The sequence below is a fragment of the Microbacterium sp. HMH0099 genome (assembly GCF_049384025.1).
In the GTDB taxonomy this organism is placed as follows: Bacteria; Actinomycetota; Actinomycetes; order Actinomycetales; family Microbacteriaceae; genus Microbacterium.
In genome coordinates this window covers 188280-215020 of record NZ_JBMRJR010000002.1, presented here as the reverse complement: position 1 = coordinate 215020, position 26741 = coordinate 188280, and the positions used below count along the sequence as shown (strand labels likewise).

The 26741-nt window shown below is 73.6% G+C and carries 22 protein-coding genes; 10 read left to right on the top strand and 12 right to left on the bottom strand.

Annotation, left to right across the window (positions count from 1 at the left end; genetic code table 11):
- Window positions 1-249 precede the first annotated feature (249 nt).
- Window positions 250-1179, bottom strand: a complete 930-nt coding sequence (gene dapD / locus ACO03V_RS04800; protein WP_423136804.1) for a 2,3,4,5-tetrahydropyridine-2,6-dicarboxylate N-succinyltransferase — start codon at window positions 1177-1179, stop codon at window positions 250-252.
- Window positions 1180-1225: 46 nt separating this feature from the next.
- Between dapD and dapE the strand changes: the two genes are divergently transcribed.
- From dapE to ACO03V_RS04785, 3 genes are all read left to right on the top strand, one after another.
- Complete coding sequence (dapE, locus tag ACO03V_RS04795) at window positions 1226-2302, top strand: succinyl-diaminopimelate desuccinylase (protein ID WP_423136803.1); 1077 nt, start codon at window positions 1226-1228, stop codon at window positions 2300-2302.
- Complete coding sequence (locus tag ACO03V_RS04790) at window positions 2284-3528, top strand: hypothetical protein (RefSeq protein ID WP_423136802.1); 1245 nt, start codon at window positions 2284-2286, stop codon at window positions 3526-3528. The genes dapE and ACO03V_RS04790 overlap by 19 nt, the downstream gene beginning before the upstream one ends.
- Window positions 3529-3622: 94 nt before the next feature.
- A complete protein-coding gene (locus tag ACO03V_RS04785; protein WP_076490128.1) occupies window positions 3623-3796 on the top strand; it encodes a DUF3117 domain-containing protein in 174 nt (57 codons plus the stop codon).
- A gap of 153 nt (window positions 3797-3949) precedes the next feature.
- Here ACO03V_RS04785 and ACO03V_RS04780 read toward each other — a convergent pair whose 3' ends face one another.
- A complete protein-coding gene (locus ACO03V_RS04780) occupies window positions 3950-4582 on the bottom strand; it encodes an O-methyltransferase (RefSeq protein WP_367726471.1) in 633 nt (210 codons plus the stop codon).
- Between the two features lie 61 nt (window positions 4583-4643).
- Here ACO03V_RS04780 and ACO03V_RS04775 point away from each other — a divergent pair, with 61 nt between their 5' ends.
- Window positions 4644-5015: a twin-arginine translocase TatA/TatE family subunit gene (locus ACO03V_RS04775; protein WP_367726472.1), complete on the top strand. Its 372-nt coding sequence runs from the start codon at window positions 4644-4646 to the stop codon at window positions 5013-5015.
- Between the two features lie 238 nt (window positions 5016-5253).
- Here the strand turns inward: ACO03V_RS04775 and ACO03V_RS04770 are convergent, their stop codons facing one another.
- From ACO03V_RS04770 to ACO03V_RS04760, 3 genes are read right to left on the bottom strand one after another with little or no spacing between them, the layout of a single operon-like run.
- Window positions 5254-6399: an Mrp/NBP35 family ATP-binding protein gene (locus ACO03V_RS04770; protein WP_423136801.1), complete on the bottom strand. Its 1146-nt coding sequence runs from the start codon at window positions 6397-6399 to the stop codon at window positions 5254-5256.
- On the bottom strand, window positions 6396-6929 hold the full coding sequence (locus ACO03V_RS04765) for a DUF1003 domain-containing protein (RefSeq protein WP_367726474.1): 534 nt from the start codon (window positions 6927-6929) through the stop codon (window positions 6396-6398). Before ACO03V_RS04765 ends, ACO03V_RS04770 begins: the two co-directional genes overlap by 4 nt.
- Window positions 6929-8239, bottom strand: a complete 1311-nt coding sequence (locus ACO03V_RS04760) for a magnesium transporter MgtE N-terminal domain-containing protein (RefSeq protein WP_367726475.1) — start codon at window positions 8237-8239, stop codon at window positions 6929-6931. Before ACO03V_RS04760 ends, ACO03V_RS04765 begins: the two co-directional genes overlap by 1 nt.
- A gap of 71 nt (window positions 8240-8310) precedes the next feature.
- Between ACO03V_RS04760 and ACO03V_RS04755 the strand changes: the two genes are divergently transcribed.
- Window positions 8311-9132, top strand: coding sequence for a general stress protein (locus ACO03V_RS04755; RefSeq protein ID WP_423136800.1), 822 nt, complete (start codon window positions 8311-8313; stop codon window positions 9130-9132).
- Window positions 9129-9794 carry an alpha/beta family hydrolase gene (locus ACO03V_RS04750; RefSeq protein ID WP_423136799.1) on the top strand — a complete coding sequence of 222 codons (666 nt, stop codon included), beginning with the start codon at window positions 9129-9131 and terminating at the stop codon, window positions 9792-9794. Before ACO03V_RS04755 ends, ACO03V_RS04750 begins: the two co-directional genes overlap by 4 nt.
- A 300-nt stretch (window positions 9795-10094) precedes the next feature.
- Here the strand turns inward: ACO03V_RS04750 and ACO03V_RS04745 are convergent, their stop codons facing one another.
- From ACO03V_RS04745 to ACO03V_RS04735, 3 genes are read right to left on the bottom strand one after another with little or no spacing between them, the layout of a single operon-like run.
- Window positions 10095-11876 carry a gamma-glutamyltransferase family protein gene (locus ACO03V_RS04745; RefSeq protein WP_423136798.1) on the bottom strand — a complete coding sequence of 594 codons (1782 nt, stop codon included), beginning with the start codon at window positions 11874-11876 and terminating at the stop codon, window positions 10095-10097.
- Window positions 11873-13285 (bottom strand): aminopeptidase P family protein, encoded by a 1413-nt coding sequence (locus tag ACO03V_RS04740; RefSeq protein WP_423136797.1) that lies wholly within the window; start codon window positions 13283-13285, stop codon window positions 11873-11875. The genes ACO03V_RS04745 and ACO03V_RS04740 overlap by 4 nt, the downstream gene beginning before the upstream one ends.
- Window positions 13286-13339: 54 nt before the next feature.
- Entirely contained in the window at window positions 13340-14371 is a 1032-nt protein-coding gene (locus tag ACO03V_RS04735) for an endonuclease/exonuclease/phosphatase family protein (protein ID WP_423136796.1), read from the bottom strand.
- A gap of 82 nt (window positions 14372-14453) precedes the next feature.
- Between ACO03V_RS04735 and ACO03V_RS04730 the strand changes: the two genes are divergently transcribed.
- On the top strand, window positions 14454-15314 hold the full coding sequence (locus tag ACO03V_RS04730) for a PHP domain-containing protein (RefSeq protein ID WP_423136795.1): 861 nt from the start codon (window positions 14454-14456) through the stop codon (window positions 15312-15314).
- 126 nt (window positions 15315-15440) lie between these two features.
- On the opposite strand, the gene ACO03V_RS04725 is transcribed toward ACO03V_RS04730, so the two are convergent.
- Window positions 15441-16895 carry a DEAD/DEAH box helicase gene (locus ACO03V_RS04725; RefSeq protein WP_423136794.1) on the bottom strand — a complete coding sequence of 485 codons (1455 nt, stop codon included), beginning with the start codon at window positions 16893-16895 and terminating at the stop codon, window positions 15441-15443.
- Between the two features lie 150 nt (window positions 16896-17045).
- Here ACO03V_RS04725 and ACO03V_RS04720 point away from each other — a divergent pair, with 150 nt between their 5' ends.
- Complete coding sequence (locus ACO03V_RS04720) at window positions 17046-17762, top strand: ferritin-like fold-containing protein (protein ID WP_423136793.1); 717 nt, start codon at window positions 17046-17048, stop codon at window positions 17760-17762.
- 21 nt (window positions 17763-17783) lie between these two features.
- Here the strand turns inward: ACO03V_RS04720 and ACO03V_RS04715 are convergent, their stop codons facing one another.
- Complete coding sequence (locus ACO03V_RS04715) at window positions 17784-18071, bottom strand: hypothetical protein (protein WP_423136792.1); 288 nt, start codon at window positions 18069-18071, stop codon at window positions 17784-17786.
- Window positions 18072-18081: 10 nt separating this feature from the next.
- Window positions 18082-18306, bottom strand: a complete 225-nt coding sequence (locus tag ACO03V_RS04710) for a DUF3107 domain-containing protein (protein WP_367726485.1) — start codon at window positions 18304-18306, stop codon at window positions 18082-18084.
- A 196-nt stretch (window positions 18307-18502) separates the two neighbouring features.
- Between ACO03V_RS04710 and ACO03V_RS04705 the strand changes: the two genes are divergently transcribed.
- A complete protein-coding gene (locus tag ACO03V_RS04705) occupies window positions 18503-21631 on the top strand; it encodes an ATP-dependent helicase (protein WP_423136791.1) in 3129 nt (1042 codons plus the stop codon).
- Window positions 21592-24948, top strand: coding sequence for a UvrD-helicase domain-containing protein (locus ACO03V_RS04700; RefSeq protein WP_423136790.1), 3357 nt, complete (start codon window positions 21592-21594; stop codon window positions 24946-24948). The genes ACO03V_RS04705 and ACO03V_RS04700 overlap by 40 nt, the downstream gene beginning before the upstream one ends.
- A 412-nt stretch (window positions 24949-25360) precedes the next feature.
- Here the strand turns inward: ACO03V_RS04700 and ACO03V_RS04695 are convergent, their stop codons facing one another.
- Complete coding sequence (locus tag ACO03V_RS04695; protein WP_423136789.1) at window positions 25361-26734, bottom strand: aminoglycoside phosphotransferase; 1374 nt, start codon at window positions 26732-26734, stop codon at window positions 25361-25363.
- Between the last annotated feature and the right edge of the window lie 7 nt (window positions 26735-26741).

Sequence of the window (26741 nt, the reverse complement as noted above, 5' to 3'; positions counted from 1 at the left end):
TGCAGGTGGGGCGGGCCGATGCTGCACATAGTGGGACATGGGCCCCGGGCTGTGGCGGCCGACAGTCGCCGTGTCCCATTTTGTGCAGGTGGGGCGGGCCGATGCTGCACATTGTGGGACATGGGCGCCGGGCGGGACGGGAGGGATGCCGGCGGGCGGCGCCGCGGAACGATGAGAAACGCCCCCTGCACTGAGGAACGCCGGGTGCCGGCGTTCCTCGGTGCAGGGGGCGTTTATCGACGGTGGGGGTCAGGCGTGCAGCGCCTGGTTCAGGGTCACGCCGACGCCGGCGCGGGCGGACGCCTCGACGGCGCCGGTGAGCGAGTTGCGGCGGAACAGGATGCCGTCGCGGCCCGACAGCTCCGCGGCCTTCACCGTCTCGTCGCCCACGCGCACCTTCGTGCCCGCGGTGACGTAGAGGCCCGCCTCGACGACGCAGTCGTCGCCGAGCGAGATGCCGATGCCCGCGTTCGCACCGAGAAGGGTGCGCGCCCCGATCGAGACGCGATGCGTCCCGCCGCCGGAGAGCGTGCCCATGATCGAGGCGCCGCCGCCGATGTCGGTGCCGTCGCCGATGACGACGCCTTGCGACACGCGCCCCTCGATCATCGACGCGCCGAGGGTCCCCGCGTTGAAGTTCACGAACCCCTCGTGCATGACGGTCGTGCCGGGGGAGAGGTGCGCGCCCAGGCGCACGCGGGAGGCATCGGCGATGCGGACGCCCGCGGGCGTGACGTAGTCGAGCAGGCGGGGGAACTTGTCGAGACCCTGGACCTGGATGCCGTCGCGCTGGAGGAACGGACGGAGGCGGGTCAGCGCCTCGGGGTGCACGGGACCGGCGGTCGTCCACGCGACGTTCGGCAGGTGTCCGAAGACGCCGTCGAGGTTCACCTCGTTCGGGGCGACCAGGCGGTGCGACAGGGCGTGCAGACGCAGATAGGCGTCCGAGGTGGAGACGGGGGCGGCATCCAGGTCGATCTCGACCGCCACGACCTCGACGGCGACGTCCCGCCGGGTATCCGGCACCGCCAGCTGCTCGAGGGTCGCCGGCGCGTTCGCGGGGGTCGTGCCGAGCGGCATCCGTCCCGCCGTCGGTTCCGGGTACCACGTGTCCAGGACGGTGCCGTCAGCGGCCACCGTCGCGAGTCCGAAACCCCACGCGTAACGCTCGTCAGTCATGCCCTCCAGCCTAGGAGGTCGGGACCGCGCGGCTAGACTGCCGGACATGCCCGTGCTCGATCTGACCTCCTCCTCGGTTGCCCTGACGCGGGCGATCTGCGACATCCCGAGCGTCTCGGACGACGAGACGACCCTGGCGGATGCCATCGAGGACGCCGTCCGCGCCTTCGACCACCTCGAGGTGGTCCGCGACGGCGACACGATCGTCGCGCGCACCGCTCTCGGGCGCGACCGCCGCGTCGTGATCGCCGGGCACATCGACACCGTCCCCATCAACCGCAACCTGCCCGTCCGCGACGTGGAGCAGGACGGCGAGGGCTTCCTCTGGGGCCGCGGGACCGTCGACATGAAGGCGGGGGTCGCCGTTCAGCTCAAGCTCGCCGCGGAGCTCTCCGACCCCTCGGTCGACGTGACGTGGATGTGGTACGACCACGAGGAGGTCGACTCCGCCCTCAACGGCCTGGGTCGGCTGTCCCGCAACCGTCCGGACCTGTTCGCGGGGGACTTCGCCATCCTGGGTGAGCCGAGCGACGGCCAGGTCGAGGGCGGCTGCAACGGCACGCTGCGCGCGATCGTGCGAACCGACGGCGTCCGCGCGCACAGCGCCCGCTCGTGGATCGGCGAGAACGCCATCCACAAGGCCGCGCCGATCCTCGCCCGCCTCGCGGAGTACCGTGCGCGGGAGATCGAGGTCGAGGGACTGCTCTACCGCGAGGGTCTGAACGCCGTGAGCATCAGCGGCGGCGTCGCCGGCAACGTCATCCCCGATGCGTGCGAGGTGGAGGTCAACTACCGCTTCGCGCCCAGCCGGGACGCGGCCGCCGCAGAACGCGTCGTCCGCGACGTCTTCACGGGGTTCGACGTCGAGATCGTCGACGTGGCCGAGGGAGCGCGGCCGGGGCTGGACGCTCCGCTCGCGCAGGACTTCGTCGCGGCCGTGGGCGCCACCCCGCGCCCCAAGTACGGCTGGACGGACGTCGCCCGGTTCTCGGCCATGGGCATCCCCGCGGTCAACTACGGTCCGGGAGACCCGCATCTCGCCCATCATGACGAGGAGCGCGTCCCCGTGGCGCAGATCGACGCCGTCGAGGCGGGTCTGCGGGCGTGGCTCAGCGGATCGTGACCGACACCGCGACCGGGAGGGACGTGACGGGCCTGACCGCCGCGTGGGGCCGGCTGCCGGTCCTCGCCCGGATCGCGATCGTCTACGTCGTCGCGCGCCTCATCACCACGGGCCTCCTCCTCGCCGCGGCGGGGGTCTCCGGCCCCGCCTCGCGTTACGGCGTCGACCCGTCGCTCGGCGACCTCGCCCTGGGCTGGGACGCGCAGTGGTACTGGCTCGCCGCGGTCAGCGGCTATCCGAGCGAGCTGCCCCTGGCGGCCGGCGGACACGTCGCCGAGAACGCCTGGGCGTTCATGCCGGTCTACGCCTACGTCTCGGCGGCCTTCGGCGCCGTCCTGGGGACGTGGGGAGCGGGCGCCGTCGTCGTCTCGCTGCTCTCCGGCTTCGGTGCCTGCGTCGCCCTCCACGCCCTGCTGCGCGACCGCGTCGGCGGCTCCGCGGCCCTGTGGGCGGTGGTGTTCTTCTCGTGCGGGCCGCTGGCGGCGCTGTTCCAGGTGGGCTACGCCGAGTCCCTCTTCCTGTTCCTGCTCTTCCTCGCGCTCCTGTGCGTGCAGCGCCGGCGCTGGGCGTGGCTGTACCTGCTCGTCCCGGTGATGGGTTTCACCCGCCCGGGCATCCTCGCGTTCGCGCTGTTCCTCGGGCTCTACGGCATCCATCGTTTCTGGATCCGCCGACGCGACCCGCTGCCCGTCCGCGAGATCGTGCACATCGTCGCGCTGGGTGCGCTGGCCGTCGTCGTGGGCTTCGCGTGGCAGGCGATCGCCGCAGCGGTGACCGGCGACCCGGGCGCCTACCTCGCGACGGAGCTCGCGTGGCGCCGGAACTTCTTGGGCGACTCGTCGATGGACTTCGCGCCCGTCGAGGGCTGGGTGCAGGCGGCGGCCTTCTGGTTCGAGCGCTGGGGGCTCGGGGCGGCGACGGGCTACGTCTTCCTCATCGTGCTGGTCGTCGGGGTGGCGCTGGCCCTGATGCTGCCGGCGGTCCGTCGCCTCGGGATCGAGGTGCGCCTGTGGTCCGCGAGCTACCTCGTCTACCTGCTGCTGGTGTTCTTCCCGCAGTCGAGCGTCTTCCGGCTGCTCGTGCCCGTCTCGCCGCTGTGGGGCGCGTTCGCCGTGCCGCGGTCGCTGTGGTGGCGTCTGGGGGTGCTGGGTCTCGCCCTGCTCGGTCAATGGGTCTGGATCTACAACATGTACGCCATCGCGAACACGTACTGGCAGATCCCCTGACCGGATGCCGCCCGCCCCGTGCGTGGCGCGTCACGACGCGCCCCGCGCGCTACCGGTAAACTCCTAGAAGACCAATCACGAAAAGGGGGCCGCGATGGCAGCCATGAAGCCGAGAACCGGAGACGGGCCGATGGAGGCTGTGAAGGAGGGCCGGCTGATCATCGTGCGTGTACCGCTCGAGGGCGGCGGGCGACTCGTCGTCTCGGTGAACGACGCCGAGGCCAAGGAGCTTTACGACGTGCTCGGTGGTGTCGTCGGCGCAGCCTGACATCCCCGGATGACGATGAAGGCCGGTCCCCGCGGGGGCCGGCCTTCATCGTGTCCGGGGGATGCCGCGGGCGTGAGTGCGACCGGCGGCGTGGGGAGGGGATTCTGCGGGAGTCGGTCCGACCGGCGGCGTGCGAAGGGGATGCCGCCGGCGTCAGTCCGCGACCGTCGTCAGCTGCAGGAGACCCTCACCGGTGATCGAGAGGGCGCCGAAGACGGCGGGGGAGGCCTGGACCTCCTGGATGAGCGAGCGGTACGCGGTGGTCACGGCGTCACGGCGGACCGGGTCGGCGACGGCCCCGCCGGCCAGCACCCGGGGGACCAGCACCGTGCCGCCGGCGCGGACGAGGCGCAGGCCGTGCTCCACGTACTCGATGACGCCCTCGGGGTCCGCGTCGATGAAGACGATGTCGTACGAGGCCTCGTTCATGCGCGGGAGCACGTTGGCGGCCCGACCCGTGATGAACCGCGCGCGGGCCGCGGGGACGCGGGCGTCGGCGAACGCCTGACGAGCCGCACCGAGGTGCTCGGGCTCGCTGTCGATCGTGGTGAGCGTCGCGCGCGGGGCGCCGTGCAGCAGCCACAGACCCGAGACGCCCCCGCCGGTCCCGACCTCGACGATGTTCTGCGCGCGGGAGGCCGCCGCGAACACCGCGGTCTGCGCGCCGATGGCCGGGCTGATCGGCGCCGCTCCCAGCTCGAGGGCGTGCGCACGCGCGCGGGCGATGTGCTCCGGCTCGACCGTCGACTCCTGCACGAACCGCTCGTTCGCCTCGTAACCGCTCACTCGCTCAGGTTAGACGGCCGGGAGACGCCGGACGCCGAGGCGCGACGGGTAACCTGAACACATGTTCTTCGGGATCACCATCGAGAAGCTGCTGCTGATCGGTGTGATCGCTGCCCTCCTCATCGGCCCCGAGCGTCTGCCCCGGTACGCCGAGGCGCTGGCCAAGTTCACTAAGCGGGCCAAAGAGACGCTGCAGGGTGCGCGATCGCGGGTGCGCGATGAGATGGGCCCGGAGTTCGACGACGTCGACTGGCGCAAGCTCGACCCGCGGCAGTACGACCCGCGACGCATCATCCGGGAGGCGCTGCTCGACGACACGCCGACGGCGACCATGCGGGCCGCGGGTGCCGCCGCCCTGGCGGCGCGGACGACACCGGAGAAGCCGACCTTCGCGCCCGGCGAGGCGCCGCCGTTCGACGACGAAGCGACCTGACCCGCGGCATCCCTCCGCGCCTGGCGTCGTTTGGTGCCGTGACAGGCACAGGCGGGGCGACCGGGACAGGCGGATCCCGGCGGGAACGGCATGTCCTCGCCGCGGTGCCTGTCCTCGGTACGGCGCGGCGCAGACCGGAGAATGTCGGCGCGCGCAGGCGGGGCGCCCGGGACAGGCGGATCCCGTCGGGAACGGCATGTCCTCGCCGCGGTGCCTGTCCTCGGTACGGTGCGGCGCGTCAGACGCTGAGACGCAGCGCGCGACCGGCGAGTCCGCGCGGGCGCGCGGCGAGAGCGGCGGCGGCCGCGTCGATGGCCTGCGCGGCGGGATCGTCCGGGTGCGACACGACCACGGGGCGCCCGTCGTCGCCGCCGGCCCGCAGGGCGGAGCTGAGGGGGACGGATGCCAGCAGGGGCACGTCCGCGTCCGTGGACAGCGCCGCGGCCACCTCCGCGCCGCCGCCGGCGCCGAAGAGGTCGAGGCTGGTGCCGTCGGGGAGCGTCATCGCGGCCATGTTCTCGATGACCCCGATGAGGTGCTGACCCGTCTGACGTGCGACCAGTCCCGACCGGACGGCCACGTCGGCGGCGGCAGGCTGAGGGGTCGTGACGACGAGCACGTCGGCGTGGGGGAGCAGCTGCCCGACCGAGATCGCCACGTCGCCGGTCCCCGGGGGCATGTCGAGCAGCAGGACGTCGAGGTCGCCGAAGTGCACGTCGGTGAGGAACTGCTGGACGGTCCGGTGCAGCATGGGGCCGCGCCACGCGACCGCCCCGGCGGCATCCTCGCCCGGACGGCGGAGGAACATCCCGATCGAGATGACTTTCACGCCGTAGGCGACGGGCGGGAGGATGAGGTCGTCCAGCCGGGTCGGGGCGGGCGGCAGACCGTCCGCGTCCACGAGGCCGAGGAGCCCGGGGATGGAGAACCCGTGCACGTCGGCGTCGACGAGGCCGACACGCAGGCCCCGACCCGCCAGCGCCACGGCGAGGTTCGCGGTGAGCGTCGACTTGCCGACGCCGCCCTTGCCGCTGGTGACCGCGATGACGCGCGTCAGGGAGTCCGGGCCGAAGGGCATCTCCCGCGCGGCGCGTCCGCCGCGCAGACGCTCGGTCAGCGCGCGTCGCTCGTCCGGCGACATGACACCGACCCGCACCTGCACCGCGTCGATCCCGGGCACCGCGGCCGCGGCATCCCGGACCTCCCTCTCGATGCGGTCGGCCGCGGGGCAGCCGACGATCGTCAGGGCGATGCCGACGTCGGCGACTCCCGCGTGCACCGTGATCTCGCGGAGCATGTCGAGCTCGCTCAGCGGGCGCCGCAGCTCGGGGTCGGTGACCGCCCCGACGGCGGAGCGGACGCGGTCGGTCAGCTCGGTCGTCACGGCGTGGTCGCGCCGTTCTGGAGGGCGTCGTGCTCGTCGAGCCGCTCCAGCGCCGCCTTCAGCTCGGTGCGCAGCGTGTCCTTCGTGATGACCTCGTCGGTCAGGTCCCGGATCGCCATGCGCAGCGCGACGATCTCGCGGGCGAGGTACTCGGTGTCGGCGAGATTGCGCTCGGCGCGCTGACGGTCCTGCTCGATCTGCACGCGGTCGCGGTCGTCCTGCCGGTTCTGCGCGAGCAGGATGAGCGGGGCGGCGTACGACGCCTGCAGGGAGAGCACGAGCGTCAGCGCCGTGAAGCCGATCGCGGCGGAGTCGAAGCGCAGCTCCTCGGGCATGACCGAGTTCCACGTCATCCACAGCACGCAGAAGAGCGTCAGCATCAGCAGGAACAGCGGGGTCCCCATGGCGCGGGCGACCCATTCCGTGAAGCGCCCGAAGCGGTCGCGCGAGGGCTGCGGCTGCCGCGGGGCGAGGACGCCGGTGCGACCGCGCGGCGCGTCGAGTCCGGTTCGGCGGTTTGCTCGGGCCATCAGCGCCTCCTCGGGGTCTGGGTCGGGATGCTCGCGGTGTGCAGGGCGCGGGTCGACGTCTTGGGTTTCGGATCGTCGCTGTCGTGCGTGCGCCAGTCGTCGGGCAGCAGGTAGTCGAGCACGTCGTCGACGCTCACGCAGCCGACGAGGCGGTGCGCCTGGTCGATGACCGGCAGCGACACGAGGTTGTAGCTGGCCAGCAGGCGCGCGACCTCGGCGGCCGTCGCGTCGGCGGGCACCGGCTCCAGCGTGTCGTCGATGATCGCGCCGAGGCGCTCGTGCGGCGGGTAGCGCAGCATGCGCTGGAAGTGCACCGTCCCGAGCAGGCGCCCCGTGGGCGTCTCGTACGGCGGGAGCGTGATGAACACGGATGCCGCGAGGGCCGGGTGCAGCTCGTGCCGGCGGATGAGGGCCAGGGCCTCCGCGACGGTGGCGTCGGCCGAGAGCACGATGGGCTCGGGCGTCATGAGTCCGCCGGCGGTGTCGGGGCCGTACTTCAGCAGGGCGCGGACGTCGTCCGCCTCCTCCGGCTCCATCAGCTCGAGGAGCTGCTCGAGGCGCGTCTCGGGCAGCTGGCCCAGGAGGTCGGCCGCATCGTCGGGCTCCATGGCATCCAGGATGTCCGCCGCCCGCTCGTCGGTGAGCTGCTCGAGGATGTGGACCTGCTCGTCTTCGGGCATCTCTTCGAGCGCGTCGGCGAGACGGTCGTCGCTGAGCTCCTCGGCGACCTCGATGAGACGCTCGTCGGGCAGGTCGAGCAGCGTGTTGGCGAGGTCGGCGGGCTTGAGCTCGGAGTAGGTGGCCACGAGCTGCTCCGCGGACTGCGCCTCTCCGGGGGCCTGCTGCTCGCGCACCTCCTTCCACGCCGCGAACGTCGTGGCGCCCTTCGCGAAGGGGGAGGCGCTCGTGCGGGGTCGGCGCAGGAACAGCTGTCCCACGTCCCATTCGCCGAGCCGGTTGCGCTCGATGGCCACGTCCTCGATCACGGCGGAGCCGGACCCGTCGACCAGCTGCACCCGGCGGCCGAGCATCTCCGCCATGACGCGCACCTCGCCGCCGCGCTGCTGGAACCGCCGCACGTTGATGAGACCGGTGGTGATGACCTGGCCGGGCTGGATCGAGGTGACGCGCCCGATGGAGACGAACACGTGTCGGCGGCCGGGGATCTCGACGACCAGGCCGACCACGCGCGGCGCCGCCGCGGAGCGGTAGATGACCACGACGTCGCGCACCCGGCCGAGGCGGTCGCCGGCGGGATCGAAGACGGTACAGCCCGCCAAGCGGGCGACGAAAACCCTTTGCGTGCTCACCGGTCCAGCGTAGTCGTCCCGCCTGGACGCGACGCGGCCGGGCGCGGCGGGGCGCGTGACATCATGGGGAAATGAGCATGTTCGGCGGAACGCCCGCGACCGGGCGCGACGAGGTCGGCGAGAAGGTGGCCTCGTTCCCCACGTACGAGGCGGCGCAGAAGGCCGTCTCGTCGCTCATCGCCGGCGAGGTCCCCGCACGGGACATCTCGATCGTCGGCTCGGGCCTGCGCTCGATCGAGAAGGTCACGGGGCGTCTCGGCTACGCGCGCGCCGCCCGTTCGGGTGCGCTGAACGGCCTCATGCTCGGCCTCCTCTTCGCGTTCATCTTCGTGCTCGGGATGCCGACGGTGCAGATCTCCGCGTTCGTCGGCGTCCTGCTGGTCGGCATGGCCCTGGGCATGCTGCTGAGCCTCGGCACGTACTCGATCGTGCGACGTCGGCGCGATTTCGCATCGGTGATGCAGGTCGCCGCGGACCACTACGACGTGTGCGTGTCGCCCGCCAACCTCGCCAAGGCCCGCGGCGTCCTGGGCACCGGCGCCGCCCGCACGGTGGTCGCCCGGCCACCGGCGCCCGTCGATGACGAGCGCCCGCGCTACGGGGAGCGCGTCGCCCCCGGCACCGGTGGGGCATCGCGCCCCGAGGCGCCGGCGTCCGGTCCCGCCGCTCCTCCCGCTCTCGACGAGCCGCCCCGGTACGGCGAGCGGATCGTCCCGCCGACGCCCGACGCGCCGGTGGAGGGCGAGCAGTCCGACCCCCACGACGGGATCGTCGGGCCCACCCCCGGCCCCGCGGGCGACGACCACGACCGGCACCCGGGTCCGGACGCGTCGACTCCGGATGCCGCCCCCTCCCCGTCCCACCCGGACGACGACCCCCGCGCCTCCCGGTGACCGCCGAGGTCCGAATTCCCGTCGACCTGGCGACCGGCCCCGGCGAGGTGTCCGGCCTGTGGGACGCGCCGGCCGACGCGATCGCGACCGTCGCCCTCGCGCACGGAGCGGGCGCCGGCATGACGCACGCGTTCCTCGAGGGTCTCGCCGACGCCCTCGCGGCGGACGGGATCGCGGTGCTGCGCTTCGTCTTCCCGTACGTCGAGGCCGGCCGCCGGATGCCCGGTCCGGTCGCCCCCGCGGTCGCGACGTGGGCGGGTGTGCAGTCCTGGCTCTCCGCCGCGCCCGGCCCGTTCATCGCGGCGGGCAAGTCGTACGGCGGACGGATGGCGTCGATGGCCGCGGCCGCGGGGGTGCTGTCGCCGGCGGGACTGGTCTACCTCGGCTACCCGCTCCACGCGCCCGGCAAGCCCGAGAAGCCGCGCACGGAGCATCTGCCCGACGTCGTGCCGCCGCAGCTATTCGTCGAGGGGGAGAACGACCCCTTCATCGACCCGCACGCGCAGCTGCTCGACGCGGTCGCCGCTTGCCGGGACGCGCGCATCCACTGGGTGGCGGGCGCGAATCACTCCTTCGAGGTGAAGGGCGCCCGGCGTCCCGCCGACGAGATCGGCGCCGGCCTCGCCCCCGTCGTCGCGCAGTTCGTGCGCTCCCTCGCCTGACCCCATCGTCGGCGGAGCTCGCGGCCGTGACGTGGCGCAGATGTACGCGCGAGGGCATCGCTGGTGTACATCCGCGACAAGTCAGCGCCCGGGTGGGGGGCTGATCGGCGGCGGACCTCGTGGCCGTGAGTTGGCGCAGATGTACGTGTGAGGGCATCGCTGGTGTACATCCGCGACAAGTCAGCGCCCGGGTGGGGGGCTGATCGGCGGCGGACCTCGTGGCCGTGAGTTGGCGCAGATGTACGCGCGAGGGCGTTGCTGGTGTACATCTGCGACAAGTCAGCGGGGGACGTGGGTGCGTCAGCGCCCGGCGGCGTAGCCCTGCATGCCCCGCGGGTTCGCGGCGGCGAACAGCAGCCCGGCTTCGTCGCGTCCGACGGCGCTGACCCGCCCGAGCGCCCAGCCGCCGGCCCGCGTCACGCGGTGTCCCCGTCGCTCGAGCTCGGCGATGACGTCCTCGCCGAGCCGGTCCTCCACGACCGCGCCGGCCGGCGTCCACGTCCGCGGCCAGAAGGAGTCGGCCAGGGCCGTCGTGTGCAGCGTCGGGGCGTCGATAGCCTGTTGAGCGGAGTAGCCGCCGACGATCATGCGCACGAGCGCGGGCAGCTGCCACTGATCCTGCTGGTCGCCGCCGGGGGATCCGAGGGCGGTGACCGCATCGCCCCGCGTGACCAGGGTCGGCGTCAGCGTCGTGCGCGGGCGGCGACCGGGGACGAGGGATGCCGCATGGCCCGGCATCAGCCACGTCATCTGCATCCGCGTGCCCAGGCAGAAGCCGAGCTCCGGCACGGTCGGCGACGACTGCAGCCATCCGCCGGAGGGGGTCGCCGAGACGACGTTGCCCCACCGGTCGATCACGTCGAGGTGACAGGTGTCGCCCCGGGTCGCCCCGGTCCGCGACACGGTCGGCTCTCCCGTCGACCCCATCGAGGCGCGGGCCTCGGTGCGGAGCGGCGGAAGGAGCGGCTCGCGGCCGTCGGGGCTTCCCGGGCGCAGCTCGGTCGAGGCATCCGCCGTCAGGAGGGAGCGGCGCCGGTCGACGTACGCGTCATCGAGGAACGCCTCGGCGGAGACGGCGTCGTCGGTGTCGCCGAACCATGCGTCCCGGTCGGCGTAGGCGAGTTTCTGCGCCTCGAGCAGCGTGTGCCCCCCGGCCGCGGTCGACGGGTCGAGGTCGGCGTCGTCGAGCTGATCGAGCATCCGCAGCGTGTGGAGGAGGGCCGGGCCCTGCGTCCACACGCCGGGCTTGTGCACCGTCCAGCCGCGGAACTGCGCCGACACGACCGGCTCGTACCCTGCTTCGAACGCCGCGAGGTCGTCGCGATCCAGGATGCCGCGACGCGCGGCCCCGTCGGAGTGGGTGTGCGGCTGTGCGACGAAGTCCGCCGCCACCGGCAGGATCTCCGTCATCCACGTGCGGCGTGCGGCATCGATCCGGGAACGCCGGTCGGGCGCGCCGGCCCCCGCCGCGACGAGCGCCTCGAGGACGTCGGCGTACGCCGGGTTGCGGACGAGGTCGTCCGGTTGCGGCGGTGCGCCGTCCGGCATCCATCGCTCCGCCGACGACGGCCAGTGGTCCCGGAAGAGGTCCGCGACGCGGGCGATCGTGGCCGCGGCGCCCGCCACGAGCGGGTGGCCGTCGCGGGCATACCCGACGGCGAAGGCGAGCACGTCGGCGAGCTCCCACGTGCCGTGGTCGCGCAGCAGGAGCAGCCACGCGTCGACGGCGCCGGGGACGGCCGCGGCGAGACCGCCCGAGCCCGGGACGAGGTCCAAGCCCTGGGCACGGAACGCCTCGATGCTGGCGGCCGCGGGCGCCGGTCCCTGGCCCATCAGGACCACCGGCTCCGCGGCTCCGGCGGGTCGCAGGATCGCGACGAGGTCGCCGCCCGGCCCGTTCAGGTGCGGTTCGACGACGTGCAGCACGAAAGCCGCGGCGGTCGCGGCGTCGAAGGCGTTGCCGCCGCGCTCGAGCACGGCCTGCGCGGTCGCCGTCGCCGTCCAGTGGGTCGACGCGGACATCCCGAAGGTGCCGCGCAGCGTCGGTCGGGTGGTGAACGACGCCGGTGCGGTGAAGGTCATCGGGCGGACCGGGCGATCCACTCCTCGACCTCGTCGGCGGTCCGGGGGATGTCGGCCGAGAGGTTGACGGGACCGTCGGCGGTCATCACGATGTCGTCCTCGATGCGCACGCCGATGCCGCGGTACTCCTCCGGGACGGTGAGGTCGTCGATCTGGAAGTACAGACCCGGCTCGATGGTGAAGACCATGCCGGGCTCCAGCAGGCCGTCGTAGTACATGTCGCGGCGCGCCTGGGCGCAGTCGTGGACGTCGATGCCGAGGTGGTGGCTCGTCCCGTGGACCATGTACCGGCGGTGCTGACCGCCGTGCTCGGCGTCGAGCGCCTCGTCGGCGGTGACGGGCAGCAGGCCCCACTCCGCGACGCGGGCGGCGATGACCTCCATCGCGGCCTCGTGCAGCCGGCGGAACGGCACCCCGGGCCGAGCAGCGGCGAACGCCGCGTCGGCGGCCTCGCGCACGGTCTCGTACACCCGGCGCTGCACCTCCGTGAAGCGTCCCGAGACGGGCAGAGTGCGCGTGATGTCGGCGGTGTAGAGGCTGTCGACCTCGACACCGGCGTCGACGAGGATGAGGTCGCCCGGCACGACGGCGCCGTCGTTTCGGGTCCAGTGCAGGTAGCAGGCGTGGGGGCCGGACGCCGCGATCGTGTCGTACCCGACGGCGTTGCCGTCGGCGCGGGCGCGGAGATGGAAGACGCCCTCGACGACCCGCTCGCCGCGGGGGTGCTCGACGATGCGGGGGAGCTCGGCGACGATGTCGTCGAACCCGCGGGCGGTGACCTCGACGGCCAGGGCCATCTGCGCGAGCTCGAACTCGTCCTTCACCAGACGCAGCTCCGACACGACGCGGGTGAGGTCGGCGTCGAGGCCGACCACGCGGTCGCCCTCGGTCGTGGCGAAGTCGTCGACGTGAGCCGTGGCGAGACCGAGGTCGGCGGCGACGCCCGCGAGGGACGGACGCGGGCCGATCCAGAACTCGCCGATGGCGGCGTCGGAGTAGAACTCGGCGGTGGTGCGGTCGGCGCGCTCGCGGAAGTAGAGGACCGCTTCGTGGCCGTCGTCGCGCGGTTCGAGGACGAGCACCGAGTCCGGCTCGGCGTCGGCGGCCCAGCCGGTGAGGTGGGCGAACGCGGAGTGCGCGCGGAACGGGTAGTCGGTGTCGTTGCTGCGCTGCTTCAGGCCGCCGGCGGGGACCACGAGGCGGTCGCCCGGGAACTGGGCCGACAGCGCCGCGCGGCGGCGGGCGGCCCACGGTGCCTGCTCGCGTGCGGGCGGTGTGCTCTCGGGCCGCTCCGCCCACCCGGTCGAGATGGTGTCGAGGAAGCCGCGGGGGAACGGGGCCTTGCGGTTGGTGGTCGTCTCGGCGGCCTTCTGCTCGGCCGTCGCGATCGTGTCGCCGGTGGAGTCCATCTCCCTATCCTCGCACCGCCGGGGTCGGAGGTGCGCGGGACGGCGTGGCGGTCGTCAGCCCGCCGTGCGCTCGAGCTGCACCACGATCGGACGGTGGTCGCTGCCCGAGCCGTCGAGGGTACGCATGACCACCGACGCCGACACCGTCCAGTCGGGCGTGGCCATCACATGGTCGATGGGCGCGCCGAGGAGGGCCGGGATGTCCGTCGGCCAGGTGCCGACCGCACCGTTCCCGCTCTCCGCGGCGGTGTCGAAGCAGCGGCCGAGCGTCCCGCCGTCCACGCCGAGGCCCGTCATGTGGTCGAGCGTGGCGTTGAAGTCGCCGGCGAGGATGACGTTGTCGCTCGCGCACTGGTCGGCGAGCCACTGCAGGTCGCTGCGCCACTGCGTCATGTACTCCTGGCGCGGGGCGACCGCATGGGCGGCGACGATGATGGGCCCGTCGCCCGAGATCGGCATGGCGACCGCGCTCGGCACCGTCGACGTGTTGCTCGACCCGTCGAGCGAAGACTCGATCACCGAGTAGTCGCCGAGCTCGGGACGGATGAGGACCGTCGTCGAGGTGGCATCCCATCCGGTGATCCCGTACTCGCCGTACTCGGCGTGATGCGCCCACATCGGCTGGCCCATCTCGCGCATGAGGACGGCGACCTGCTCGCCGGTGTCGATCGTCGTCTCGGGGAGGGTCACCACGTCGGCCTGCATGCCGACCGCGAACTGCGCGATGGACTCGGCCGAGGTCGCCTCGCCCGCGGTGTTCCAGGTCATGACGCGCAGGCTGGTGTCGGTCTTGGGTGGGAAGGCCTCGGTGCCGAGTCCGCGCTGGACGAGCAGGACGCCGTTGACGCCCGAGGCCGCGCCGAGGACGAGGGCCAGAGTGAAGGCGAGCGCGCGGATCGGCCGGGCCAGGGACAGCAGCAGGAACAGCACCGCGCCCGCGGCGAGCCCGGCGGCCAGCGGAGCCCGGAACGAGATGAGCTGCGCGAACGGGAACGTACGCTCGAGGCCGACCAGCGACGGCCACGTGAGCACCGCGGCGCCGGCGGCGAACGCCAGCGCGAGCAGGGTTCCGACAAGCCGACGCACGCACCCGACCCTAGGCGAGGCGCCTGGGAGATCGGCGGAAGCGGGCGGCACGGACGCCGAGTGCGGGCGCTACGCTCGACGGGTGGAGCGACAACGCCGATTCGAGGGGCCCAGCGACCTCCACCTCCACTCCACCCACTCCGACGGCACCGAGCCGCCGGCACAGGTCATGGCCGCCGCGCACCGGCACGGTCTCCGCACCGCGGCGCTGACCGACCACGACACGACCTCGGGATGGGCGGAGGCCGCCGAGGCGGCGACGTCGCTCGGGATGACGTTCCTCCCGGGCATGGAGCTCTCGGCGCGGCACCGCTGGCGCAGCGTCCATCTGCTGGCCTATCTCGTCGATCCGGACGACGCCGGGCTGCGGGCGATGACGGACCGCATCCGCTCCTCGCGTCTCGACCGCGCCCGGATCATGGCGGACCGCATCGCGCAGGACTACGACATCGCCTGGGACGACATCGCCGCCCAGACGACCGACGGCGCCACGGTCGGGCGGCCGCACATCGCCGACGCGCTCGTCGCCCGCGGCATCGTCGCGGACCGGACCGAGGCCTTCGCCGGCATCCTGCACCCCGCCAACGACTACTACGTCGCCCTGTACGCCCCGGACCCGGTCACGGCCGTCGAGCTGGTGGTCGGGGCCGGCGGCGTGCCGATCGTCGCGCACCCGGCCGGTCGGGCGCTGCTGCCGGACGGGGTGACCGCGTCGATGCTCGCCGCAGGTCTGAAGGGGTTCGAGCTGCGGCATCGCGAGAACCTTCCGGAGCCGACCGCGCAGCTGGCCGCCCTCGCGCGGTCGCACGACCTCATCGTCACCGGATCGAGCGACTACCACGGGCTCGGCAAGCCGAACGTCCCGGGCGAGAACACGACGGACGACGACATGGTGGCGCGGATCATCGCCGCCGGTCGTGGGTCGTCCCCGGTCTTCCCGTAACCCCGGAACGGAACTTCGGGCGTGGCGGCGTTCCCCGTGCTCTCCACGGAATGGATGCCACCGGCCCCACCGACGCGGAAGGCGCCGACCCCGCGGGGGATCGGCGCCTTCTCGGTGCGAGGCGGGTCAGGCGACGGGGGCCGTCGGCGTGCCCGAGCTGCCGCTGCCACGACGACGCCGGCGGCGGCGCGGAGCCGCGTTGCCGTCGTGGTGCTCCTTGCCGGCGCCGTCGTGCGTCCCGGCGCCGCCCTCTTCGCGCGGCGCGGCGTCGCCGGCGGGGGCGCCGCCCTCGGCCGAGGAGGACCCGCCGCGGCGGCGACGGCGCGGACCGCGGGAGCCCTCGGCATCCGGAGTCTCGTTCTTCTTCTCGGGCTTGGGCGCCGTCGCCTTCGGAGCGGTCACGAGCCGGCCCTTGGTCCCCTCGGGGATGTTGAGGTCCGTGTAGAGGTGCGGGCTCGAGGAGTAGGTCTCGACCGGCTCGGGCTGACCGAACTCGAGCGCACGGTTGATGAGGGCCCACTTGTGCAGGTCGTCCCAGTCGACGAACGTCACGGCGATACCGGTCTTACCGGCGCGGCCGGTGCGGCCGGCGCGGTGCAGGTACGTCTTCTCGTCGTCGGGGATCGTGTGGTTGATGACGTGCGTGACGTCGTTCACGTCGATGCCGCGGGCGGCGACGTCGGTCGCGATCAGCACGTCCCTCTTGCCGGCCTTGAACGAGGCCATGGAGCGCTCGCGCGACTCCTGGCTCATGTCGCCGTGCACGGCTGCGGCGTTGAACCCGCGATCGCCGAGCTCGTCGACGAGCTTCTGCGCGGCGCGCTTGGTGCGGGTGAAGATGACGGTCTTGCCCCGGCCCTCGGCCTGCAGGATGCGGGCGATGACCTCATCCTTGTCGAGCGAGTGCGCGCGGTAGACGAGGTGGTTGATGTTGGCCTGCGTGAGGCCCTCGTCGGGGTCGCTCGCGCGCATGTGAATGGGGTTCGACATGAACCGGCGCGCGAGGGCGACGATCGGCCCGGGCATGGTCGCTGAGAACAGCTGCGTGTGACGGATCGCCGGGACCTTCGAGAAGATCTTCTCGATGTCGGCGAGGAAGCCGAGGTCGAGCATCTTGTCGGCCTCGTCCAGGACGACCTCGACCGCACCCGACAGGTCGAGCAGGCGCTGGTTGTTGAGGTCGATCAGGCGGCCCGGGGTGCCCACGACGATCTGCGCGCCGGCCTTGAGCTGGTCGATCTGGCCCTCGTACGCCTTGCCGCCGTAGATCGCAACGACGCTGGTCGCGCGGTTCTGGGTCAGCATGTCCATGTCTTCGTAGACCTGGACGGCGAGCTCGCGCGTCGGCACCACGATGAGCGCCTTGACGCCGGGCTCGGGGTTCGGTCCGAGACGCTGGACCACGGGGATGCCGAAGCCGAAGGTCTTGCCGGTACCGGTCTTGGCCTGGCCGATGATGTCCTGGCCGGGCAGACCGAGGGGGATGGTCTGCTCCTGGATCGGGAAGGCATCGACGATGCCCTTGGATGCGAGGGCGTCGACGATGTCCTGGTCGACGCCGAGCTCGGAGAAAGTCGTCATGAGCGTGCCTGTTCCGGCGGTGAGAGACCGCCTGGGGAGTCGGATCCACGCCCTCCACTCGTCCACAGGCGCGGGGCCCCGATCCAGCGCCGGGGCGTGTCCACTCTACCCGGCGTGTTTCGGCGGGCCCCGACGCCTAGGCTGTACAGCGTGTTCGAGTGGATCCGTCGTCGTCGCCGCCCGGTGGGCCGGACGCTGCAGCTCCGCTCGCGCGGCGACCTCGGCGAGGCGATGCGCGTCGACTTCGCGGAGCTCGCCCCGGATATCGAGACGTTCCTCGGTCAGGCCGCGTACCTGCAGCTCGGGTTCTTCGAGACGCTGAGCGAGCTGATCGCCTCGACGCCCGAGCTCGCCGAGAAGGAGTCCCTCTCGCGCGCCGCAGGGGCGGCGCTGATCAAGCACCAGGAGCTCGTCGCCCTCATCCGCGACCGCGGGGCCGACCCGACGCAGCTCATGCTCCCGTTCCGCGAGTCGCTCGACGCGTTCCGGCGCAACACCCACGGGGTGCGACCGCAGGAGACCATGCTGTCGGTCCACATCACCGCGGGCATGCTCGACGACTTCTACCTCGCGCTGTCCTCCAGCTACGGCGACACCGGGCGTCGTGTGGCCCGCATCCTCACGGCGGACGACGACCGCTCGGCGATCGTGGAGATCCTCGGCGCGGCCATCGCCGCCGACGAGGAGTGGCGCTGGCTGCTGGCCCTGTGGGGCCGTCGCCTCGTCGGCGACACGCTGCTCGTGGCGCGCGCGGCGCTGCGCCCGACGCGCCTGGACCGCGACGAGGAGAAGGTCGTCGAGCCCGTGTTCACGGAGCTGATGGGCGCTCACGCCCGGCGGATGGATGCCATGGGCCTCGCGGCCTGACGCCCCTCCTGCCCCTGCGGGTCAGACGCCGAGGCGCGCTCGCTCGGACGCGTCGGAGGCGGTCCGCCGACGGCTGAGCAGAGGGATGAGCACGAGGACGGTCGCCGCCGGCGCCAGGACCGCGACGATCCACAGCACGGGGGAGTCGATGCCCAATCCGGCCCACGTCAGCGCCGTCCACACGACGGCGGAGGCGGCGGCTCCGGCGAGCGGGGCGAGGGCGACGCCCCGCGTCGACCGGCGGGGCAGCGCGAAGTGCGCCGCGAGGCCGACGACCGCGCCGAGGAGGAGACCGAGGAGGATCTGCACGGCGGAGCCGTCAGGCGACGAAGCCGACCCGGCGGGACTCCTCGGTGCCGACCTCGATGAACGCGAGGTTCGCGGTCGGGACGATGTAGGAGTTGCCCTTGACGTCGGTGAAGGTCAGGTGGCTCGCGGAGCTGTCGAGAGCGGAGGCGACCGTCGACTTCACGGCCTCCGAGGACTCGCTGGTCTCGAAGTTCAGTTCGCGTCCGGTGTTGGTGATGCCGATGCGAATCTCCACGATGCACGTCCTTCCCGCCCGGGGACCGATCGCCCGGCGCGTGCTGTCGACTCTACGGCAGGGCGCCGACACGGAGCCGCCGCGGGTCGCCCGCTTCGCGGACGGCGAACGCGGACGGCATCCCTCCTCCGGCGGGTCCGGCGGACGTGCGCGGTGTCGCGGCGGCCATGTCGGAGGGCGCGGTTAACGTGGGGGGATGCGGATCACGGATGCCATCGCCCCCGGTGCCGCGACCGACGCCGATCAGCAGGCGGTGACGGCGTGGGGGCCGGCGGTCAGCGGCGCGGTGGTCGGGGCCCCGGGGTCGGGCAAGACCTCCACGCTGATCGCGCGCGTGCGCGCCCTCGTCGACGCCGGCGTCGACCCCGACGAGGTCCTCGTGCTCACCCCCACGCGACCGGCCGCGACCGCGCTGCGCGACCCGCTCGCGCTGGCGATCGGCCGGGCGACCGCCGGCGCCGTCGCGCGGTCGGTCGCCTCCTTCGCCTTCCAGCTCGTCCGCGGGGCCGAGGTGCGCCGCGGCGACGAGCCGCCGCAGCTGCTCACGGGCGGCGACGAGGACCAGATCATCCGCGACCTGCTCGACGGGGACGCCGAGGACGAGCGCGAGGGCGCCTCGCGCTGGCCCGAGTGGCTCGGTCCGGCGATCCGGGCGACGCGCGGCTTCCGCGGCGACGTGCGCGCGTTCCTGGCCGAATGCACCAACCTCGGCGTCCTGCCCGGCGACCTCGAGCGGCTGGCCGCCCGGCACGACCTCCCCGTCTGGGCGTCGCTGGCCTCCTTCTCCGCCGAGTACCGCGCGGTGCGGGCGTCGATGCGCGGTGCGCACCGCGACGCGGCCGACCTGACGCGCGAGGCCGTCGGCGTACTCCGCGACGCCTCGGGCGACCGCGAGCTGCTCGGCCGCTTCGCCACGCTGCGCTGCATCCTGGTCGACGATGCGCAGGAGCTGACGGCCGGCGGCGTCGATCTCCTCGAGGCGGCGGCGGGACTGGGCATCGGCGTCGTGGTCTTCGGGGATCCCGACGTGGGCTCGGGCGCCTTCCGCGGCGCGACGCCGGAGAACTTCGCGCGCCTCGCCCGCTCGCTCGGCACGACGGCGGCGCTGGGCACCGTGCACCGGGGCACCCCGGAGCAGATCGACCTCGTCCGCTCCGTCGCCGCCCGCATCGGCGCCGCGGGCGTCGTCGCGCACCGGCGTCCACCGGTCGGCGCGGCGCCGATGGGCTCCGTCCGCACCTACCTGCTGCGCTCGCCCGCGGAGGAGGCCGACGCCATCGCGCGCCTGCTGCGCGAACGCCACGTCCTCGACGGGGTGGCATGGGGCGACTGCGCCGTCATCGCCCACGACTCGCGGCAGGTCGCGACCATGCAGACCGAGCTGGCCGCGCGCGAGGTCCCGGCCCGGGCGAGCGGCCCCGGCCTGGCGCTCGGCGCGCAACGGCCCGTGCGCGATCTCGTCGGCCTCGTGGAGCTTGGCATGCAGGACCCGGCGGACTGGACCCCCGAGGCCGTCGCGGACGCGTTGCTGGGGACGTTCGGCGGCCTCGACCCGATCGAGCTGCGCCGGCTGCGGACGGTCCTGCGTCAGGACGAGGTCGAGCACGGCGGACACCGGACGGCCGGGGATCTGCTCGTATCCGGCATCCGGCATCCCCTCGAGCTGGAGGCCGTCGACACCCGGGAGGGCCGCCGTGCGGCGCGGATGGGCGCGACGCTCGCGGCGGTGCGCGCGCAGGCCGAGAACCGGGCGACGCCGCACGAGATGCTGTGGACGGCGTGGGACCGCAGCGGCCTCGCGCGGATGTGGCGGGAGGCGTCGCGCGGACACGGTCCGATCGCCGAGCAGGCCGACCGGGACCTCGATGCGGTCGTCGCCCTCTTCCAGGCGGCCAAGCGGTTCACCGAGCGCGAACCGGACGGGGAGGCGGCGGTCTTCCTCCGTGCGGTGCTCGACAGCGACGTGGCCGAAGACCGCATCGAGCAGCCCGCCGTCGCCGACACCGTCCGCGTGCTGACGCCGGCGGCGGCGGCCGGGACCGCCTTCGACACGGTCGTCGTCGCGGGCGTGCAGGACGGCGTCTGGCCGAACACCCGGCTGCGCGGGGGACTGCTCGAGACGTGGCGGCTGGCCGACGCCGTGCTCCGGCCCGAGCTCCCGGTCGCGGGGCTCATCGACCGGCGACGCGAGGCGATGCACGACGAGCTGCGGCTGTTCTTGCGGTCGATCTCGCGGGCGCGGGAGCGGCTCGTCGTGACGGCGGTGGACGACGACGACACCGGACCCAGCGTCCTGTTCGAGATGCTGCCGACGCCCGAGCCGGCGGCATCCATCCCGGAGCACCCGCTGTCGCTGCGGGGTCTGGTCGCCCGTCACCGTCGCACGCTGACCGCGCCGCGCACGACGGCCGCCCAGCGTCGGCACGCGACGACGCAGCTGGCCCTCCTCGCGGCGGCCGACGTGCCGGGCGCCGCGTCCGAGCAGTGGTACGGCGTGGCGGCACCGAGCTCCATCGCGCCGCTGCGCGACCTGTCCCGCGAGGACGTCCGGGTGTCGCCCTCGCGGCTGCACGCGCTCGAGCAGTGCGAGCTCGACTGGGTCATCGGCGACCTCGGCGGCGACCGCAGCGGCACGACCGCGGGCATCGGGACCATCATCCACGCGGCCCTCGAGACCGCGGCATCCCCGTCCGAGGCCGACCTGTGGGCGGTCGTCGAGGAGCGCTGGGGCGAGCTCGTCTTCGACGCCGCCTGGCGTGAACGCGCGGAGCAGACGCGGGCGCGCGACCTCGTGCGGCGGCTCGCCAGCTACCTGCGCCGGTTCGACGACGCCGGTCACCGGCTCCTCGCGGCCGAACGGCACTTCGACGTGCCCATCCCCGTTCCCGACGCGGGGGAGCACCGCGCGGTGCTGAGCGGCGACATCGACCGCGTCGAGCTCACCTCCCGCGGCGAGGTCGTCATCGTGGACCTCAAGACGGGCAAGAACGAGCCCCAGACGGATGCCAAGGTGGCCGACAACCCGCAGCTCGCGGCGTACCAGCTGGCCTTCTCGTCCGGCGCCATCGAGCAGGCCGGCGGCTTCGCGCCCGGCGGGGCGAAGCTGCTGGTCCTGCGCCCCAGCGCGGCGACCAAGGACTACGCCGAGCCCCACCAGCCGCCGTTCGACGACGACGCCCGCTCGGCGTTCGTCGAGCGGGTGCAGCGCGCAGTGGGCGTCATGCGCGGCGGCAGCTTCTCCGCGCCGTACGAGGTGCACTGCCGCGACGAGTTCTCGTTCGGGCTGTGCCGCATCCACACGATCTCGGCGGTGAGCGCCTCGTGACGGCGCCGATCCCGCCCGCGCCGATCGGGACCGCGCTGCTGCCCGCCGCGACGATCGCGGCCGCTCTCGGGCAGTTCCCGCCCACGGCCGAGCAGACCGAGGTGATCGAGGCGCCGCTGGCGCCGGCGCTCGTCGTCGCGGGCGCCGGCAGCGGCAAGACCGAGACGATGGCGGGGCGGGTGGTCTGGCTCGTCGCGAACGGCCTCGTCCGCCGCGACGAGGTACTCGGGCTGACCTTCACGCGCAAGGCCGCGGGCGAGCTCGCCGAGCGCATCCAGCGGCGGCTGCAGCGCCTGTCCGAGTTCGAGGTGCGCGGTCTGCTGCCGATGCTGCCCGCGCTGCACGCGGCCGGGCGTCTGGCGGTCTTCACCGAGCTGGCCGGCGCCGAGGGCGCGCGCGGGGACGCGGCACGCCGCGAGGCGCTGGACGCCCTCGCCCGCGAGACGCACGCCGTCCCGCCCGTCGACCACGACGGCGACCAGCTGCTGCACCGGCCGACGGTGGCCACCTACAACAGCTTCGCCGACGGACTCGTCCGCGAGCACGGGCTGCGGATCGGGCGCGACGCCGAGGCGGCCATCCTGTCGGAGTCGGCGGCCTGGCTCCTCATGCGCCGGGTCGTCTTCGCCTCCGACGATCCGCGCCTGGAGGAGCGGCAGGAGTCGCCGCGCACCCTCATCGACGCGGCGCTGCGCATCGCCCGCGACGGCGTCGACAACCTCGTCGACCTCGACCGGCTCGCCGCCTTCCCCGACGAGTTCGGGCGCATCGTCGAGCGCCCGTCCGAGAACGCCCGGACCTCCGTCTACAAGGACGTCGCCGATGCGGCCGCCCGCGTCTCGGCGCTCGGCCTGCTTGCCGACCTCGCGCGGGCGTACGACCGCGAGAAGGCGCGCCTGGGCGTCATGGACTTCGCCGACCAGGTCGCCGGCGCGCTGCGCATCGTCCGCGACCACCCGGCCGTCGTCGATGAGCTGCGCGCCCGCTACCGCGTCGTGCTGCTGGACGAGTACCAGGACACCTCCGTGGTGCAGACGGACCTGCTCTCGACGCTCTTCGGCGGCACGGGGGTCATGGCGGTCGGCGACCCCCATCAGGCCATCTACGCCTGGCGCGGTGCCAGCGCCGGCAACCTCGGCGGCTTCCCCGCCGCCTTCGCGCCGGCCGGCCGTTGCGCGCAGTTCTCCCTCCTGACCAGCTGGCGCAACAGCGCGCGGGTCCTGGATGCCGCGAACGCGGTGCTCGCGCCCCTGGCCGATCGCTCGCCGGTCGCCGTCGAGCAGCTGCGCGCCCGTCCGGGTGCCCCCGACGGTCTCGTCGACATCGCGTTCGACGACGCGCTCGACGCCGAGGCGGACCGCGTCGCCGCCTGGTTCGCCGGGATTCGGGCGGCCCGCGCCGCGGACGGGCGCGCGACCACGGGTGCCGTGCTCTTCCGCAGCAAGAAGCACATGGTGCGCTTCGGGGACGCGCTCGGACGTCGTGGCATCCCTCATCGCATCCTCGGTCTGGGCGGGCTGCTCACGACCCCCGAGGTCGTCGACGTCGTGTCGGCGTTGCGGGTGGTCAGCGACCCGGAGGCGGGCTCCCCGCTCATCCGCCTGCTGTCGGGGCCGCGTTGGTCCGTCGGACTCGCCGACCTGCGCGCCCTCGCCCAGCTCGCCCGGCGGCTCGCCTCCCACGACGCGGCGCTGCAGCCGCTGGACCCCGACGTGGCGGCGCGGCTGCGTTCCACCCCCGGAGCCGACCGCGCGTCGCTCGTCGACGCGCTCGACTTCCTCACCCGGCAGGCCGACGACCACGGGTGGCTCGCCGACATCACCCCCGTGGGGCGGGCGCGCCTGCGCGACGCGGGCGCGGTGTTCGCCGGGCTGCGCCGCAGCGTCGGCGCGCCGATCCCCGAGCTGATCCGCCTGGTGGAGGCGGAGCTGCGCCTGGACATCGAGCTCGCCGCGAACGAGTCGCGCGGTCCGGCGCGCATCGCCTCGGCGCAGCTGCGCGCGTTCGTGGACGAGATCCGCGGCTTCCTCGCGGCGGACGAGTCCGGCTCCGTCAGCAGCCTGCTCGCCTGGCTCGACCACGCCGAGCAGGCCGACGAGTTCGCCCCGCGCACCGAGCCGCCCGAGGACGACGTCGTACAGCTGCTGACCATCCATGGGTCGAAGGGCCTGGAGTGGGATGCCGTGGCGGTCGTGCGCCTGGTCACCGACGAGCTGCCCTCGCTGGCCCGGGACACGAAGGGGTGGCTCGGCTTCGGCGTGCTGCCGTCGGAGTTCCGCGGGGACGCCGCCTGGCTGCCCGTCCTCGGGTGGCGCGGCGCCGAGACGCAGCAGCAGCTCAAGACCGCCATCGAGGAGTTCGTCGCCGCCAACCGCGCGCGGCAGCTCGACGAGGATCGCCGCCTGGCCTACGTGGCATTCACGCGCGCGCGGGACCACCTGCTGCTGACCGGGTCGAGCTGGTCCGGGACCAAGCGCCCCCGGCGCCCGAGCGTCTTCCTCGACGAGGCCGCCGCCGCCCTCGGCGTGGAGCTCGACGTCGGCGAGCCCGGCGACGACCCCTACGACGGAGAACGCCGCACCCTGCAGTGGCCGCTCGACCCGCTCGGCGCCCGGCGGACCGCCGTGGCCGCGGCGGCGGCCGAGGTCGACGAGGCGCGTCTCGCCGCCCCGGCGGACCCCGACCCCGACCTCGAACTGCTGCTGGCCGAACGGGCGGAGCGCCTGCGCCCGACGCACACGCCGGCGCCCACCCGCATCCCGGCGTCCCGCTACAAGGACTTCGTGGCCGATTACGGCGGCACGGTTGAGTCGCTCCGCCGGCCCATGCCGGAGCGCCCGTTCCGTCAGACCCGTCTGGGCACGCTGTTCCACGCCTGGGTCGAACGCCGATCGGGGCTGGTCGGCGCGGGAACGGGTCTCGACGACGGCGCCCTGTGGACGGACGACGACGACACCGGCGCCTCGGCCGCGGATGCCGAGGAGCTGCAGCGTCTGCGCGAGAGCTTCGAGCGCTCCGAGTGGGCGGGTCTGCAGCCCCTCGAGGTCGAGACGGAGATCGACTTCGTCACGCCGCTCCTCGACGGGCGCGAGCACGTGATCATCTGCAAGCTGGACGCCGTCTACCGCCGCGGCGACCGCATCGAGATCGTGGACTGGAAGACCGGACGTCCGCCCGTCGGCGAGGCCGAGAAACGGGCCCGGATGCTGCAGCTCGAGCTCTATCGCGAGGCGTACCACGCCAAGCACGGCGTCCCGATGGACAAGATCGACGTCGCTCTCTTCTACGTCGGCGACGACGTCGTGCTGCGCGGCTGAGCGGGCGGCGCGTTCCCCGGCGGCGTGTTTGTCGGGCGGGGCGGCATCCGTGGTGCGCGTGTGCGCGGGGTGCTCACAGGCCCCAGCGGTTCTGCATTCGCGCAGGGCGGCGGCGCGTTCGTCGGGCGGGGTGGCATCCGGGGTGCTCAGGCGCCCCAGTGCGGGTCAGCAGCCCCAGCTGTCCTGCATTCGGGCGGGCGCGGCAAGTTTGTCGGGCGGGGTGGCATCCGACGTGTTCGTGTGCCCCAGTGGGTGACAGTAGCCCCAGCGGTCCTGCATTCGCGCAGGGCGACGGCGCGTTCGTTGGGCGGGGTGGCATCCGTAATGCACACGCGCCCCAGTGGGGGTCAGTGGCCCAGCGGTCCTGCAGTCGGGCGGACGCGGTCGCGACGACGGCCGGGGAAGCGGCCGGTCAGGCGTCGCGGGCCTCGCGGGCGTCGTCGTCCCCGGCCACGGCCCAGCGGCGCAGCGCGGCACGGGAGGCGCGGACGGCGTCCTCCTCGTCCTGGGCCGTGACGTCGTGAGGCACGTCGCCCGCGGTGATCGGGGTCTCGTCCGGCGCGGCGTCGAGCGACCCGGTGCGGTGAGGCGTCCAGCCGTCGAGGTCGACCGGTACGGTGGCGCCTGGGTCCTCGGGCTCGCGAAGACCCGTCAGGTCGAACGCGTTCACCCGGGCGGGGTCTGCGGGTGCGGCGTCCTCCGCGGCGAGACGGTCCCGCTCCGCGGCGAGGTAGAGCGAGAGGGCCTCGGGGTCGTAGGCGTCCGTCTGCATGGACGTGTCGATCGGGGCCGCCGCGGTCGGCGGGACGCGCTCGACCAGCGCCATGGCGTCGTCGATGTCGGCGCGGCTGTCGGGAACGATGTGGTCGCCGCGGACGCCGTCGGCGAGGGCCGTGAGCAGGGCGACCGCGTCGTCGACGACATCGCTCTCCCCGGCGTCCCAGCCGTGGACGAGCCAGCGGGCGAACTCCAGCTCGGCGTACAGGCGCGCGCGCTCGCGCAGCAGCGGGTCGGGGGACCGCTCGCCACCGCGCGCATAGCCGTCGTGGACGTCGTCGGTCGCGGTGGGGGCCGACGCGAGCCAGCGCAGGTCGACGGCGGGATCGCCGACGCTCAGGCCGGCCCACTCGAGCAGACCGGTGACGTGGGGGATCCCCTCATCGTCGTCGACCAGCAGGAAGGACGAGCTGCTCGCGCCGCCGAGGACGACCGCGGACTCGAACCGCCACAGCTCGTCCACCTCGACCGCGCGGCGCCAGCGGAGCATGAGCCCGTCCGGGACGCGGTCGGTGGCGTCGACCCGGTCGAGCAGACGCGTCACGTCGTCGCGCACCTGCTCCGGCGACCGGACGGGGAGTCCGTCGGTCCGCACGACCGACACCGGCAGCGCGTGCACCGCGGCCAGCGCGGCGCCGATGGCCGGCGCGTACCCCGGGCCCTTGGGGAGGTTGGCGGGGTCGATGCGATATCCGACGAGATGGTCGACGACGAGCACGCGCTGGGTTCCGGAGCCGGTCTCGCCGAGCACCTCCGGCGCCGCGAACGGCAGCAGCGCCCGCACGCCCGGGGTGAGGGCGTGCAGCGCGCGGGACTCCGTCGCCAGGTCGCGCGCGGCCGCGTCGTCGACGGGCATGCGCACGACGATGGCGCGGCCGTCCTCCAGGCGTGCGAAGGCGGCGTCGAAGCGGCCGGGCCCGTTCTCGGTCAGCGGACCGACCGCCGTGACCCCGATGCCGGGCAGAGCCGCCGTCACCGACGCGGCTAGAGTGAGGGGCGAGCGTGCCATGCCCCCA

Excerpts from the sequence above, each read along its gene's own strand:
- dapD (WP_423136804.1), bottom strand. The coding sequence starts at position 1,179 with ATGACTGACGAGCGTTACGCGTGGGGTTTCGGACTCGCGACGGTGGCC.
- dapE (WP_423136803.1), top strand. The coding sequence starts at position 1,226 with ATGCCCGTGCTCGATCTGACCTCCTCCTCGGTTGCCCTGACGCGGGCG.
- ACO03V_RS04785 (WP_076490128.1), top strand. The coding sequence starts at position 3,623 with ATGGCAGCCATGAAGCCGAGAACCGGAGACGGGCCGATGGAGGCTGTG.
- ACO03V_RS04775 (WP_367726472.1), top strand. The coding sequence starts at position 4,644 with ATGTTCTTCGGGATCACCATCGAGAAGCTGCTGCTGATCGGTGTGATC.
- ACO03V_RS04765 (WP_367726474.1), bottom strand. The coding sequence starts at position 6,929 with ATGGCCCGAGCAAACCGCCGAACCGGACTCGACGCGCCGCGCGGTCGC.
- ACO03V_RS04755 (WP_423136800.1), top strand. The coding sequence starts at position 8,311 with ATGAGCATGTTCGGCGGAACGCCCGCGACCGGGCGCGACGAGGTCGGC.
- ACO03V_RS04745 (WP_423136798.1), bottom strand. The coding sequence starts at position 11,876 with ATGACCTTCACCGCACCGGCGTCGTTCACCACCCGACCGACGCTGCGC.
- ACO03V_RS04740 (WP_423136797.1), bottom strand. The coding sequence starts at position 13,285 with ATGGACTCCACCGGCGACACGATCGCGACGGCCGAGCAGAAGGCCGCC.
- ACO03V_RS04725 (WP_423136794.1), bottom strand. The coding sequence starts at position 16,895 with ATGACGACTTTCTCCGAGCTCGGCGTCGACCAGGACATCGTCGACGCC.
- ACO03V_RS04705 (WP_423136791.1), top strand. The coding sequence starts at position 18,503 with ATGCGGATCACGGATGCCATCGCCCCCGGTGCCGCGACCGACGCCGAT.
- ACO03V_RS04695 (WP_423136789.1), bottom strand. The coding sequence starts at position 26,734 with ATGGCACGCTCGCCCCTCACTCTAGCCGCGTCGGTGACGGCGGCTCTG.